The sequence below is a fragment of the Mycolicibacterium phocaicum genome (assembly GCF_010731115.1).
Lineage (GTDB): Bacteria > Actinomycetota > Actinomycetes > Mycobacteriales > Mycobacteriaceae > Mycobacterium > Mycobacterium phocaicum.
The window spans coordinates 3,720,421-3,732,995 of the sequence record NZ_AP022616.1 but is presented as its reverse complement, the minus strand read 5'-3'; the positions used below and the strand labels follow the sequence as shown (position 1 = coordinate 3,732,995).

Genomic DNA, 12,575 nt, shown 5'->3' with positions numbered 1-12,575 from the left:
ACAGTACTTACAGTCGCGGTGCTGGCTCGGTCTGTTGGATCGCGAGGCCACAAGCGTCAGGGTGGCGTGGCGACATGGCTAGGGCCGCCTGATGCCTGCGTAATCAGAGCGAACCTTCGACCTCCGCGGCTTCCCAATGGCCACCTCGCCACTGGGATGCAATAGCGCGCTAAAAGAGCAGCGCTCTCGGCAATGTGCGCGAATCTGCAGATCGGAACTGCGGCTCGCATGGAACAGCACGTCTGGTCCATTTGCGACAGTACTGCAGGCCGCCTGTCATCGGCAGAGTGCGATGGCTCCCGCAAAACGCCAGCCGCGAATATGTCGATGAATGGCAGTGCATCGTGGCCTATCCGATGAGACATGCCGCCGAGACCGACACCTAGATCGCCGAATGCTACAAGTTAATCGAACTAGCCCACAGCACTGAACTCGGCGACCGAGCTTGAGACGCGCCGGTGCGATGCTGAGAACCGAAGGAATGCGTCTACCTCAGCATTGTCAGTATGGTTGCGCCGGGACGCCCGCAACAGAAGGGGGATGATGCTCACTCGACTACGATTGAAGAACTTCAAGGCGTGGGAAGACACCGGTGATGTAGAACTAGCCCCGCTGACGATTCTGTTCGGGGCGAACTCGTCGGGGAAGTCGAGCCTGCATCAATTTCTTCTGATGCTTCAGCAGACCATGGAATCTCCGGATCGCCGACGTGTCCTGCACACCGGCGATGACCGGACCCCCGTCGACCTCGGCAGCTATTCAAGTTTGCTGCGCAACGCAAATGTCAACTTGCCCCTTGAGTTTGAGCTTGACTGGCGTCGATCAGCGCCGCTGCAGATCGTCTATGGCCGCCAAAAAACCCGGCTGAGTGGCCACGACATGGGATTCAAGGCTGCGATCAGCGCCACGGCCGATGCGCCGCCACGGCTGCGTGTAGACAACTACTCATATCAACTGGGCGCTGGTGGGTCTGAAGTCCTGCGGTTGGGCAGTGAGCGCGGCAGCGACGGCCGGTACGTGGTTCGCGCTGAGGGCATTGAACTAGTGCGTACGTTGGGCCGCAAATGGCCAGTGTCAGCGCCCTCTCAGTTTCACGCATTTCCAGACGACCTACCGACTAGGTACCAGTACCTCGATTTCGCTGCGGACTTGACTCTGGCTCTTGAAGAGCAACTGCGTGCGATCAACTACCTAGGACCATTGCGCGAAAAACCTAGCCGTTTGTATCGATGGTCTGGTGAAGAGGTCAGCCATGTCGGCTGGCGCGGTGAGCAATCGATCGAGGCGCTCCTCGCCGGTCGCGCACGTAAGTTCAACTTTGCTGAGAAGCAGAGAACGAAGTCCCTGCAGGTGCTGGTTGCGCAATGGCTGCAGGACCTAGGGGTTATCGACAAGTTCACCGTCGCGCAGATTGGGGAAGGGCGCGATGAGTACGAAGTGCGAGTAACCACGCCGGGCAGCCGCCGAGAAGTCCTGCTGACGGATGTCGGATTCGGTGTTTCCCAGGTACTGCCAGTGATCGTTGAGGCGTTCTACGCTGCTCCGGGGTCGACGGTCGTTATGGAGCAGCCAGAGATACATCTGCATCCTGCAGTACAGGCCGGTCTCGCCGACCTGTTCATTGCTGCTATCGCGGCGCGCGAAGAAAGCTCACCGCGCAATACCCAGTTCATAGTCGAATCCCACTCTGAGCACTTGCTTCGGCGGTTACTTCGACGAGTGGCTGAGCAAAAGGTCGATCCTGCGCATGTGCGGTGCTATGTGGTGAATTCTAGAAAGGGCGGGTCAAAGATTGACGCTCTGGACTTCGATGAGTACGGGAACGTGTACAACTGGCCCGAGCACTTCTTCGGGGACTCGGCGGCTGACATTATCGCGCAATCACGGAGTGCCCGGGCTCGCCGAAATGCCGAATCGCGATGACGCGCGTTATTGACACCAACGTCCCGCTGGTGGTGAAGCTGCCCGAGGGCCACTCCCGCGAGCTCCGAGACGCCTGCGAAGAAATGCTCGAGAACATCATCGATGATCGCATTCCGGTCGTCACCGACGCAGGCGGCGAGATCTTCGAAGAGTACTCTCATCAGCTTGATCTGAGCGGACAACCTAGTTTGGGTGACACATTCATTCGTTACATCCACGACAACCGCTACCGGTGGGACGCTGCAATGCGTCCTGATATCCAACCCGGCCAACCGGGCACCAGTACTTACGGGGTTCTGGACGGGGACCATGACGCGATCGACCCTTCCGACCGCAAGTTTGTCGCTGCCGCGAAAGTCGCTCGCGTTCCGGTCGTGCAGGCCACCGATACCAAGTGGCTCGACTGGGGCGAAGTGCTTCGTCGGCACGGCGTAAGCGTTGAGTACGCCCACGAACCCTCGATCCGTGCCGCCTACCGCAAAAAATTCGACCGCGACGCACCGTGACAGAGTTCGTCAGATTCCCGTCGACTCCCTACCTGGTCCGCCCGCCGGGCATCGATGTACGCGATGACAAAGTCCTCACGAAGACCGAACGCGACGAGTTCCTGACGCGGGTTCTGCACGTCGAGGAGAAAGTGGACGGACAGAACCTCGGTATCTCAAGCGGCGACCAAGGCCTGCAGTTCCAGGCACGCGGTAGCTACGTTCAGCCTGGGGGACGCCATTTTCGTGGCCTCGCGACATGGGTCGCGCCGCGGCAGCGGCGACTCGAACAAGGACTCAACGACGACTTGATTATTTTTGGTGAGTGGTGCGCTGTCACACATAGCGTGCGCTACGAAAGCCTGCCTGACTGGTTCCTCGTGTTCGACGTGTACGAGCGTAGGTCCGGCCGATTCTGGGAGCCCGACATGCGTGACGCGCTCGCTGAAGAACTCGGGCTCTGCACCGTTCCCTTCTTGGGAGTCGGGTATTTCGCCGTCGACGATCTGACGCGACTAATTTGTCGGAGTCGAGTGGGGCACGAGCAGATGGAGGGGGTCATTGCGCGCACGATAACGATCGACGGTCCGCAGCAGCGCGCAAAGTTGGTCCGTCCGGAGTTCGTGCAGCAGATCGATCGCCACTGGATGTCGGGGCAGCGGTCGATGAACCGCCTGGCGCGCTAGGTCCCTCTTACGTGCTCGTCGCGCCGCGCACCTAGGTACGAATACGGATGACGCGGTATCTAAGTCTGGGCCGACATTGGTGAAACTCGGACGTGCACGTCTCGTCGTTGCGGAAGTACGAGGCATGACGAGGTTCGTGCGGATCCATCAAGGTGAATTCGCGCTCGACTTGTTGAAATTGTTTGAAGCCGTTGAGCCCCTGGTGCGTTAGGTCCGTGACGCAAGGAGCTTTAATCTCGGCACGGCGCTCACGGAGGTGGGCACGAACTCGAATGCCGGCTAGCGGCGATTGATTCGCACTTAAACGGCGGCCGCGACGCTCTTAAGCAATTCGCGGGCAAAATTGATGGGTGTACGGGGCGGCACCGATCGATAGGATTGCGCCATGAAGGGTTCGGTTACCGTCCACATGAACGCGCGGGCCGATCAGGTCTGGAATCTGATTGCCGATATTCGCAACACCCCGAAATACTCGCCCGAAGTATTCGAGTCGGAATGGCTGGACGGAGCCACCGGACCCGCACTGGGCGCGCTGTTCCGCGGCCACGTCAAGCGCAACGAGATCGGGCCGATCTACTGGACGACGTGCCGGGTCACGGCCTGCGAACCCGGGAGCGAGTTCGGCTTCGCGGTGCTTGCCGGCGACAAGGCGGTGAACAACTGGCACTACGCCCTGGCGCCCGCCGGCGATGGCACTGATGTCACCGAGTCGTTCTGGATGACGCCCGGCCTGCTCGACACCGTGTTCGGCATTTTCGGCGGCCAGCTGCGCACCCGGCGCAACATCCGGGACATGAGGACCACTCTCAACCGCATCAAGGCCGAGGTCGAGTCCGTCTGATCCGCCTGCGCGCAGGAAGGTGAACAGCGCGCTCCGCCCCCGGTATGAGGACGGAGCCGTCCCCAGCACGATGCCCGACGGTGGTCTCGGCTCATAGGGTTCGTCGATGACTGCATTCTCCTGCCGGCCGAGCCTGGCCGCGGTCGTCCTCGTACCGCGAACTCGATTCCGGCGCAACATAATTGGAAATCCCGCCTGGGCGGCCCGGATCGCCGCCGCGCGGGCGCACACCGCGCATCGGGGACGGCCCGACCTGCTTTTCGACGAAGCGGCCACCGAGCGCGAGATGTACCGGCTGTAGCCCACGCTGGCGGGCCAATCTGTGATTCGTGCGAGGAAACGGCCCGCTGGCGTAGGAAGCACTTCCCCGACCGCGTCGCCCGCGCTCACACTCGGTGCACGAGCTGCGGAAGGGGATCGGCATGAGGACAGAGATCGTCCGCGAAATCCCGGCGCCCTTCTGGATCGCGCCCGGGACCGGTGTCGACTGGCGGACGGCCGTAGAGGCGACGGCGACGGCGGCGGCGCGGCACGTGCCGTCGGCACTGCGGTGGACAGCCGAGGTCGATGATCGCGGGACGCACCACCGCAGCGAGCGATACGACATCTCGGAGCAGTCGTTGCCGGGCCTGCCCACGTATGTACTGACCGGCTACGGTCTGGATTACCTGAGCGACAGTGTGGACTTTCTGAAGTCGGTCGCCGCCGGACACTACGACCGGATGACGCGCCGTCAGCGCTGGCGCGGGTTGGTCCCGCATACCGCGGCCGGTGATCACTGCGAACCGCCGCTGTGGATGGGCGGCGCGGGCATCACCGGCCGAGGCTGAAGTAACCGAGTGGTAATATCGGCGACGTTCCGGTGAGAACACCGTGTGGGAGGAAGCCATGTTCATTCGTAATGCCGTGATGGATCTCGTCCAGCGCCGCACCCTGTTGCCCGAGCGACTCGACGCCGCGCTGGCCGGCCCGGGACGTGACGTCAGCGACCTGACGATCGTCGTGACGGGCGCCTCGGCCGGTATCGGCCGGCAGGCCGTCACCCAGCTCCGCGCGCGCGGTGCCACCGTCATCGCCGTCGCCCGCCGGGAGGACGAACTACGGACGCTCGCCGCCGAGACCGGATGCTCTTGGCGCACTTGCGATCTGGCCGACCAGGCGGCCACGGCCCGGCTGCTGGCCGACCTCGCCGACGAACGCGTGGACGTGCTGGTGAACAACGCCGGACATTCGATCCGCCGCAGCATCGCCGACGCCACCGACCGACTGCACGACTATCAGCGCACGATGTCCCTCAACTACCTGGCTGCTGTCCAGCTGAGCCTGGGGCTGCTGCCGGGCATGATCGAGCGCGGCCGCGGTCAGGTCGTCAACGTCTGTACCTGGGGCCTGCACGCCAACACGTTCCCGCGCTTCTCCGCGTATGCCGCTTCCAAGAGTGCGCTGGCGATCTTCGGCCGCAGTCTCAATGCCGAACGGCCCCACCCCGGCATCAGCGCCACCAATGTCTACTTCCCGCTGGTCCGCACCGAAATGATCGCGCCCACAGCCGAATACGAGGATGCCCCGGCACTGTCGGCGGAAGAGGCCGGACGCTGGATCGTGCGGGCGGTCACCCATCAGCCGGTCGAGGTCAGCCCCGCGGTGCTGCGCGCGGTCCTGCCGACCATCGACCTCATCTCCCCCGCCACGGCGGACCGGGCTCTCGCCGCCCTCACCTAGTCGCCGATCCCACGTCAGACAAGGACTCCATGAAGACGCACCCGATCTCCCGCGCGCTGTCGCGTGTCGTCATCGACGGCCTGCTGCCGCTGGTCGACAGTCGCCTGCCGGCGTCGCGCCTGCCGTTCGACGCCCCGGAGATTCTCCGGCCGCATGACCTCTCACGTGCCTGGGGCGTCACGCATTTCGGTGTGTTCGTACCGGACCTGCCCGAGCCCTACCGCTATCTCAACACCATGACGCTGCTGGGTGCGTCGGGCGCCGAACTGTTCGATCTCGACCACCTGGCCGCCGCCGACGCGCGTGACACCACCACGGTCTTCTCGTCGACCGCGCATGCGGATCAGCGGTTCTATCGGGCCTACGACATGAGCGCGGACTGCTGGTTCACCGCCGATGCCCGCCGGCTGCGCTGGGCCGAAGACCTGGCCATCAACGTGGCCCTGCCGCGCGTCGTCGTCCGCGGCCGCTATCCGCAGTTCGACGTAGACCTCAAACTGAATGTCACAGAACAGGTTTCGTACTTCGTGAAGTCGCCGATCTATGACCACCTGAGCCTGCTCGCGCCCTACACCGGCACGGTCGACGGCGTCGCAGTCAGCGGTCTGGGTACCTTCGAGTACGCGAGAATCCGTACGCACCAAGCACTTACGCGCCGGCCGATACCGGCCCAGCTGAAACTGCCGCTGGATTTCTTCACCTACCAGATCATCAACCTCGACGAGCGAACGCAGGTGTTGCTGACCGACGTCCGGGCGCGGGGCCGCACCGCCTGCAAGCTGGCCCACGTGCGGGTGCTCAGCGGCGAGACCGAGGTCTACACCGACGTCCACTTCGCGGTCACCGAATACGGCGAGCCGCTCGTCGACGATCGGGGCAACACGATGCGGAGGCCCCGCAAGTTCAAGTGGTCGGTGCGTGATGGCGACCGAGAAATTCTGGCGCTGATCGGCACCGTCGATGCGCCGTGGCGCCTCGGGCACGGACCGGGATACGTGACGGCGTACTCCTATACCGGTACCTGGGGTACCGGATCGGTCTCGGGCAGTGCATATCTGGAGTGGATCGACGTTCAGCCGGACTGAATTGCCTGTTCGTCCCAGGCAACGGTCAACTCCGGGGCAGAGGTGCTGCGGGGCTGATTAGGCTGTCCCGATGACCACGCGCCCCGTCACCGGCAGGACCGGTACCAAAGGTGTGCCGCGCGGTGAGCGTGAGCAGCTGATCGTCGAAGCCGCCATCGCCGAGTTCAGCCGTGCCACGTACGCGGGCGCGTCCCTGGCCGCCATCGCCGCGCAGGCCGACGTCTCCAAGACCCTGATCATCAGTTACTTCGGGTCGAAAGAGGCGGTCTACGCCGCCTGCGTGACCAAGATCGGCACCCAGATCGAGCAGGCCGTCGCCGACGCGCTCAACTCCCCCGACCACCTGGCCGCGGCCGGCGCCGCCGCCGGCGAGCCCGTGCTGGCCGCCATCTTCACGACGTTCGAGGGGCACCCGGGCGACTGGCATGTGCTGTTCGACCGGTCGGTCCCCCATGGCCCGGCGCGGGATGCCGCACGCGAGCAACGGACGATCTTGCGCCAGCAGGCGTTCGCGGGGGTATCGCGGTCCCTCGGCAGTGTCGGCCTGACCGATCCCGTGGACCTGGTGGCCGCCACCGGCGTCTGGGAACACATGGTGTCGGCGCTGATGCTGTTCTGGCGCAATCATCCCGAGGAGTCCGCCGCGGCGATGGTCGCCCGGGCCCACCGCGTCCTGGCGGCCATGGCCGGGCACACGCTGGACCGGGTGCGCGGCTAGGCCGGGAGCCGTCCGGCGATACCGTCCGACAGCAACCTGCGGGGCCCCTCGGTTCCGTCGAGCAGTCGCGTGACGCGTTTGACGATCTGCCAGCCGTGCGGCGCCCCGGTGGCCCGGCGAAGGTGAAAGTGGCTGACGCCGGCCCGGATGGGTTCGTAAGTCGTTGTGCGCCTGAGTAACAGCGTCGACTCGCAGACGGCGACCGCCTCATCGCCGTCGACGGTGACGACGGCGGGACTCAGGAAGTTGGTGCAACCGGTGGTGATGAAATCCTGGTGACCGGGTGAGCGCACCATGGCCGCGACGTCGGCGGGCCCGGTCATGAGCCAGTTCTCGACATCGTAGACACCGTCGGGCGCCCACATCGCGGCGACGGCGTCGGCCTCGCCGGCGTCGACGAGCGGACCGTAGGAAGCGATCATCCGCTCGATGGCGCGTTCGTCCTCGATGCGGCGCAACCGCGCTTCGAGCTCGGCCAGTCGTTGTTCAGTCATCTCGCCTCCGTGGTCAGCAGGTTCGTCAGATCTGCCAGGGCGCCGAGTTGTTCGCAGCAGTGCGCCCCGGATCGGGAGGCGATCACGCAGGTCGCGGCCGTCGCGCCGGCGTCCTCGAGCGCGCCGAGTGCATCGAGTGTCTGTTGCGGTGCACCCATGGGATCCAGCGGCCTCGTGGCGAGCACGATGTCGAAATCCGTCGGAAGTTCCACGGTGGCAAGCATTGTCGAGATCTCGGCCGCCGCGAGGCCGAAGGGCATCCAGCCGTCGCCGAGCTCGACGGCTCGGCGCAGCGAACGGCGGGTCCGGCCGCCCACCCAGATCGGTACGCGCGGTTGCAGCGCACAGGGGTCCATCACGAACGAGTCGTAGTTGTAGTGATCACCCTGGTGCACTGGATGATTGGTGGGCAATGCCGCGCGCAGCGCGGTCATCGCCTCGTCCGCGCGGGCACCCCGGTCGTCCCAGGCCGCGCCCAGCAGGTCGAACTCCTCCCGCAGCGACCCGACGCCCACGCCCAGGATCAACCGGCCACCGCTGACCTGGTCGAGGGTGCCGTAACGCTTGGCGATCTCGAGCGGATGGTGGTAGCCCAGCACCAGCACCGAGGTGGCCAGCCGGATGCGCGATGTGCGCCCGGCGATGAAAGCCAAGGTGGCCAGCGGATCCCAGTACGTCGCGCCCCGGGTGGCCGCCACATCGGTCGGCACGACGACATGTTCGGAACACGTCAGGTAGTCGATGCCGAGCAGGTCGGCGACGGCGGCGATCTCCCCGATCTCGGCGACGCCGGCCGTCGCTTCCCACGCCGACGCGGTGGCGGGTACCTGGATCACCACTGGCGTCTGCAGACCAATCCGCATTTATGCGCCCTTCCGATCTGGCGTCTGGATCGGCTACCCTCGGACGCTGAAAACTAAAATGAATTTTAGATATGGGGCGTGAACTTGTCTAGTGAGGACGCATTGCAGTTGCAGCAATACGGGCCGTGGGCCGTCATCGCGGGTGGCTCGGAAGGCGTCGGGGCCGAGTTCGCGGCACTGCTCGCGCGGGCCGGTGTCAACCTGGTGCTGATCGCGCGCAAGCCGGGGCCGCTGCAGGCCACCGCCACTCGCTGTCGCGAGTTGGGCGTGACGGTGCGCGAGCTCACCGTCGACCTGACCACCGATGACGGTGTGGATCAGATCATCAGTGCCACAACCGATCTGGAGGTCGGACTCCTCATCTACAACGCCGGCGCCAACACCCACAGCGCCGAGTTCCTCGACGGCGACCTGACGGAGTTCCAGCGCGTCATCGACCTGAACGTCACCACCCCGCTGCGGCTGGTCCACCACTTCGGCGCGCCGATGCGCGAGCGTCGCCGGGGCGGGCTGATGTTGGTCGGATCGCTCTCCGGGCACCTCGGCTCGGCGCGGCACACCGTGTACGGCGGGGTGAAGGCATTCAGCCGGATCTACGCCGAGGGTCTGTGGCTGGAGCTGCGCGAGCACAACGTGCACGTCCTCGAACTCGTCCTCGGCCTCACCAGGACACCGGCGATGGAGCGCGTCGGCCTCAATTTCGACGTCCCCGGCATGCCCGCGTCCGATCCGGCCGACGTCGCCCGTGAAGGCCTCGCGAATCTCGCGAACGGACCCGTGCACGTCATCTCGATGCACGCCGCCAGTCCGGCGGTCCACGCCACCACCGATCGCGACAAGGTGCTGCTGGCGTCACACGCGATGATCCAGAAGATGTTGCAGGGCACGCCGTCTGGGCCGGCGGTTTAGCCATGCCCCGCGCACCGCTCGACAGGGAACCGGCGACTCCCAGGACCCCCGCGCAAATCGACCGCTGCGACCGCATCCTCGCGACCGCCGCGCTCCTGGGGGCGCGGTACGGCCTCGAAGAGGTCCGGATGCAGGACGTGGCGGATCAGTCGGCGGTCTCGATCACCACCGTCTACCGCTACTACCCCACGAAGCATCACCTGTTCGCGGCGTTGCTGTTCCACCTCACCCAGACCGCAGCTCCGCCGGGTCCGACGACCGGGCACCCGGTCGCCGACGTCACCGAGTTCATGGCCGGCATCATCCGGAACATGCTGGCCCGTCCGCTACTGGCGCGCGCGATGATCACGTCGGTCAATGCCCGCCGCGCCGAGTCGACGGTCCGCGGCGACTACAACCTGCGGCGCAACATTCTCGGCGTCGCCGGGATCGCGGCGCCCACCGCCGACCAGACGCAGATCGCGCTCCTGCTCGAGCAGTGCGCGTACGGCATCCTGTCGTGGGCCATCACCGGGGAGACGACGCCCGAGCAGGCCGAGCGCGACATGCGCCGGGCCTGCGAACTGCTGCTGGCGCCCTGGCGCCGGCGAAACCGCACATCCTGAAAAGAGATCGAATGACCACCGACATCACCCTCAGCACCGGCGACCAGGCCTGCGCCATCGAGGCAATCAAGCGCACCTTCGCCCGCCGGCTGCGGTGCATGGATACCAAGCAGTGGGAGGTCTACCCGACACTGCACACCGACGACGTCGTCTCCGAGACCTGGGATGGGTTGCCCGACAACGACAATTGGACGCCCAAAGAGGCGGCCGGCAACCGGGTGGTCGGTAAGGAGCCGCTGACGCGCGCCATTCGGTCACTGCTCGACGGCGGCACCACCGTCACCACCGTCCACCACGGTCACACCCCCGAGATCGAGCTGACCAGCGACACCACGGCCACCGGAATCTGGGCCATGGAGGACAAGTTGTGGTGGACCAACGGCGAAGCCGAAGAGCATCTCCACGGCTACGGCCACTATCACGAGCAGTACCGCCTGGAACACGGCCTGTGGCTCATCAGCTACCGCAAGCTGACGCGGCTGCGGGTCGACACCACGCCGCACTTCTTCGACTTCCTGAAGCGATAGGACGCCCGCTCACTTGAGCTGACTGGCGGCGTACTCCTCGGGCCGGTTCTTCTTCATCCACGCGCGCAACGGCCAGAACAATACCCACAAAACGCCGTACCCCGTGAAATAGATCGCCGCGCACAACGGCGCCGCGATCAGCCAGCCCGGGTAGATCAGCAGCAGGCAGAATTGCAGAAACTGTTTGACCCCAACGGGATAGCCGTCGGCCATGGCGAAGAACGCCTTCGGGTGCATCGAATTCAGCAGGCCGCGCCCGGCCGAGGTCTGCTGTTGGGCCGGCGTCTCGTCCGCGGCGACGGTGGTCTGGTCGGGCTGGGTCATCGAGCACGCTCCTTGAGCGACGAGGTGGCTGTGGTCAACGGGCGAGGCACGGCTTCGCGCCCTCGTAGACGCCCTTGCGGTAGGCGTCGATCCGGTCGCTGCCTTGACCTTGGCGTTCGACGTCACCCTCACCCCGGAACAGCAGGAGTGCGGACACCGCCTTGTCGAGGTCACCCGGCGACAGGCTGTAACGGCTGTCGGCGCGTTCGTGCAGCAGCAGGCTCGCGGCCCAGGCGCCGGCGAGGCAGTCGGCCTGCAGAGACGTCTGCTTGTCGCTGCTGTCCTGCCCGAGGCGGGTCAGCAGCGCGAGCCCGTACTGCGTCGCGATCAGCGTCGCCACCGCGAAATCCCCCGCCTCCTCATAGATTTGGGGCATGGCCTCGACGTTGTCGAATCCGACATAGTCCTCGGGGACACAGTAGAACAGCACGTAGCCCTTGGTCGATTCGTTGCCGCAGTCCGGTTGGTTGCGCGGGTCGAGCTTCTGCGCGGGCTTCATCGGGGTCCACGGTTTGCCGGTGCCCTGCTGGTAGAGCTTCGCGAAGTAGTCCTCGGCGTCCTCGGGGACACCGTCCACGATCGACTCGTACGGGGCGTTGCCGCCGGCCGCGGCATCCTCCGCGTTGTTGAACGGCAGCTCGACCACGACCGGGTCACCGCGCCGGTAGTCGGCGCAGGCTTGCGGGCCCTGATCGTATCCGTTGCGGAAGGAACTCACCCGGTCGAAACCACTGCCGTGCGCGCTCAATTCATGCTGCCCGGTGCCCGGCTCGTCGCGCAGGAACAGTACGCCGGCGAGGGCGCGGTCGAGATCGTTGGGGCTGGGCTTGAAGGTCTCGGCGCTGTGCTTGGCCCAGGCCCCGGCGAAGCAGTCGGCTTGGATCTCCTTGGTGACGGTCTCGCCCTGGAAGTTCGCGCGGGCCTGGATCGCGTGCCCCCATTCGTGGGCCATCACGACGGGAATGACGAAGTCGCCGAACCGCTTTCGCAGACTCGGCAGCAGGCCTTCGACGTCCCAGGCGACGTTGTCGGCCTTGGCGCAGTAGAACGCGTTGCCGGCGATGTCGGCGGCCGCCTGGGCGCACGGCGGCAGCGGTCCCTGCCCGGGATCCACCGCGTAGAACCCACCCTTGACCGGGGTGTAGTCCTTCTTGTAGAGCTTGGGAAACTCGGTCTGCCAATAGCTTTCGATGTCGCCGATCGCTTTGATGACGATCTTGTTCACCGGGTCCGAGGCGTCGCCGTGAATCTCCACCGGAGGGGCCGCCGGCGTCGTCGACGATGGTGGCTCAGCCTGTGGTTTCAGCTGCTTCCCGGCGCAGCCGGCGACGGTCAGGGTGCAGACCGCCAGGAGCGCAGATGCCCGCCAGAGGGCCCGTTTCATTCCCATCGG

The 12,575-nt window shown here is 65.3% G+C and carries 16 protein-coding genes; 12 read left to right on the top strand and 4 right to left on the bottom strand.

Annotation, left to right across the window (positions count from 1 at the left end):
- The first annotated feature begins 561 nt into the window (after positions 1–561).
- The 9 genes from G6N46_RS17920 to G6N46_RS17880 all read left to right on the top strand — a co-directional run bounded on the left by G6N46_RS17920 (position 562) and on the right by G6N46_RS17880 (position 7,460).
- Positions 562–1,923, top strand: a complete 1,362-nt coding sequence (locus tag G6N46_RS17920) for a DUF3696 domain-containing protein (protein ID WP_163692855.1) — start codon at positions 562–564, stop codon at positions 1,921–1,923.
- Complete coding sequence (locus G6N46_RS17915; RefSeq protein ID WP_138247541.1) at positions 1,920–2,429, top strand: hypothetical protein; 510 nt, start codon at positions 1,920–1,922, stop codon at positions 2,427–2,429. The genes G6N46_RS17920 and G6N46_RS17915 overlap by 4 nt, the downstream gene beginning before the upstream one ends.
- Complete coding sequence (locus tag G6N46_RS17910) at positions 2,426–3,094, top strand: RNA ligase family protein (protein WP_163692853.1); 669 nt, start codon at positions 2,426–2,428, stop codon at positions 3,092–3,094. The genes G6N46_RS17915 and G6N46_RS17910 overlap by 4 nt, the downstream gene beginning before the upstream one ends.
- A 385-nt stretch (positions 3,095–3,479) precedes the next feature.
- Positions 3,480–3,935 carry an SRPBCC family protein gene (locus G6N46_RS17905; protein WP_064858613.1) on the top strand — a complete coding sequence of 152 codons (456 nt, stop codon included), beginning with the start codon at positions 3,480–3,482 and terminating at the stop codon, positions 3,933–3,935.
- 106 nt (positions 3,936–4,041) lie between these two features.
- Positions 4,042–4,236 (top strand): hypothetical protein, encoded by a 195-nt coding sequence (locus G6N46_RS17900; protein WP_061000058.1) that lies wholly within the window; start codon positions 4,042–4,044, stop codon positions 4,234–4,236.
- 121 nt (positions 4,237–4,357) lie between these two features.
- Positions 4,358–4,765, top strand: coding sequence for a hypothetical protein (locus G6N46_RS17895; protein ID WP_138247543.1), 408 nt, complete (start codon positions 4,358–4,360; stop codon positions 4,763–4,765).
- 58 nt (positions 4,766–4,823) lie between these two features.
- Positions 4,824–5,657, top strand: a complete 834-nt coding sequence (locus G6N46_RS17890) for an SDR family NAD(P)-dependent oxidoreductase (RefSeq protein WP_061000088.1) — start codon at positions 4,824–4,826, stop codon at positions 5,655–5,657.
- Between the two features lie 29 nt (positions 5,658–5,686).
- Positions 5,687–6,742 carry a DUF6670 family protein gene (locus G6N46_RS17885; protein ID WP_138247544.1) on the top strand — a complete coding sequence of 352 codons (1,056 nt, stop codon included), beginning with the start codon at positions 5,687–5,689 and terminating at the stop codon, positions 6,740–6,742.
- A gap of 70 nt (positions 6,743–6,812) precedes the next feature.
- Positions 6,813–7,460 (top strand): TetR/AcrR family transcriptional regulator, encoded by a 648-nt coding sequence (locus G6N46_RS17880; RefSeq protein WP_138247545.1) that lies wholly within the window; start codon positions 6,813–6,815, stop codon positions 7,458–7,460.
- On the opposite strand, the gene G6N46_RS17875 is transcribed toward G6N46_RS17880, so the two are convergent.
- Both G6N46_RS17875 and G6N46_RS17870 read right to left on the bottom strand, forming a co-directional pair.
- A complete protein-coding gene (locus tag G6N46_RS17875) occupies positions 7,457–7,954 on the bottom strand; it encodes a nuclear transport factor 2 family protein (protein WP_138247546.1) in 498 nt (165 codons plus the stop codon). The genes G6N46_RS17880 and G6N46_RS17875 overlap by 4 nt on opposite strands.
- Positions 7,951–8,817 carry an LLM class F420-dependent oxidoreductase gene (locus tag G6N46_RS17870; RefSeq protein ID WP_135357129.1) on the bottom strand — a complete coding sequence of 289 codons (867 nt, stop codon included), beginning with the start codon at positions 8,815–8,817 and terminating at the stop codon, positions 7,951–7,953. Before G6N46_RS17870 ends, G6N46_RS17875 begins: the two co-directional genes overlap by 4 nt.
- A gap of 84 nt (positions 8,818–8,901) precedes the next feature.
- Between G6N46_RS17870 and G6N46_RS17865 the strand changes: the two genes are divergently transcribed.
- From G6N46_RS17865 to G6N46_RS17855, 3 genes are read left to right on the top strand one after another with little or no spacing between them, the layout of a single operon-like run.
- A complete protein-coding gene (locus G6N46_RS17865; protein WP_082762264.1) occupies positions 8,902–9,726 on the top strand; it encodes an SDR family NAD(P)-dependent oxidoreductase in 825 nt (274 codons plus the stop codon).
- Between the two features lie 2 nt (positions 9,727–9,728).
- Complete coding sequence (locus G6N46_RS17860) at positions 9,729–10,331, top strand: TetR/AcrR family transcriptional regulator (RefSeq protein WP_064858608.1); 603 nt, start codon at positions 9,729–9,731, stop codon at positions 10,329–10,331.
- 11 nt (positions 10,332–10,342) lie between these two features.
- A complete protein-coding gene (locus G6N46_RS17855) occupies positions 10,343–10,858 on the top strand; it encodes a nuclear transport factor 2 family protein (RefSeq protein WP_061000046.1) in 516 nt (171 codons plus the stop codon).
- A 9-nt stretch (positions 10,859–10,867) separates the two neighbouring features.
- Here the strand turns inward: G6N46_RS17855 and G6N46_RS17850 are convergent, their stop codons facing one another.
- Together G6N46_RS17850 and G6N46_RS17845 are read right to left on the bottom strand one after the other, a co-directional pair.
- The gene (locus G6N46_RS17850; protein ID WP_138247547.1) at positions 10,868–11,182 is read right to left on the bottom strand and encodes a hypothetical protein; all 315 of its coding nucleotides are present in this window, start codon (positions 11,180–11,182) and stop codon (positions 10,868–10,870) included.
- Between the two features lie 34 nt (positions 11,183–11,216).
- Positions 11,217–12,572, bottom strand: coding sequence for a neutral zinc metallopeptidase (locus G6N46_RS17845; protein WP_138247548.1), 1,356 nt, complete (start codon positions 12,570–12,572; stop codon positions 11,217–11,219).
- Positions 12,573–12,575: the final 3 nt, after the last annotated feature.

Bases quoted from the DNA above. Each gene is read 5' to 3' on its own strand.
- G6N46_RS17850 (WP_138247547.1), bottom strand. From the start codon at position 11,182: ATGACCCAGCCCGACCAGACCACCGTCGCCGCGGACGAGACGCCGGCC.
- G6N46_RS17845 (WP_138247548.1), bottom strand. From the start codon at position 12,572: ATGGGAATGAAACGGGCCCTCTGGCGGGCATCTGCGCTCCTGGCGGTC.
- G6N46_RS17905 (WP_064858613.1), top strand. From the start codon at position 3,480: ATGAAGGGTTCGGTTACCGTCCACATGAACGCGCGGGCCGATCAGGTC.
- G6N46_RS17915 (WP_138247541.1), top strand. From the start codon at position 1,920: ATGACGCGCGTTATTGACACCAACGTCCCGCTGGTGGTGAAGCTGCCC.
- G6N46_RS17875 (WP_138247546.1), bottom strand. From the start codon at position 7,954: ATGACTGAACAACGACTGGCCGAGCTCGAAGCGCGGTTGCGCCGCATC.
- G6N46_RS17885 (WP_138247544.1), top strand. From the start codon at position 5,687: ATGAAGACGCACCCGATCTCCCGCGCGCTGTCGCGTGTCGTCATCGAC.
- G6N46_RS17855 (WP_061000046.1), top strand. From the start codon at position 10,343: ATGACCACCGACATCACCCTCAGCACCGGCGACCAGGCCTGCGCCATC.
- G6N46_RS17890 (WP_061000088.1), top strand. From the start codon at position 4,824: ATGTTCATTCGTAATGCCGTGATGGATCTCGTCCAGCGCCGCACCCTG.
- G6N46_RS17895 (WP_138247543.1), top strand. From the start codon at position 4,358: ATGAGGACAGAGATCGTCCGCGAAATCCCGGCGCCCTTCTGGATCGCG.
- G6N46_RS17870 (WP_135357129.1), bottom strand. From the start codon at position 8,817: ATGCGGATTGGTCTGCAGACGCCAGTGGTGATCCAGGTACCCGCCACC.
- G6N46_RS17880 (WP_138247545.1), top strand. From the start codon at position 6,813: ATGACCACGCGCCCCGTCACCGGCAGGACCGGTACCAAAGGTGTGCCG.
- G6N46_RS17860 (WP_064858608.1), top strand. From the start codon at position 9,729: ATGCCCCGCGCACCGCTCGACAGGGAACCGGCGACTCCCAGGACCCCC.
- G6N46_RS17900 (WP_061000058.1), top strand. From the start codon at position 4,042: ATGACTGCATTCTCCTGCCGGCCGAGCCTGGCCGCGGTCGTCCTCGTA.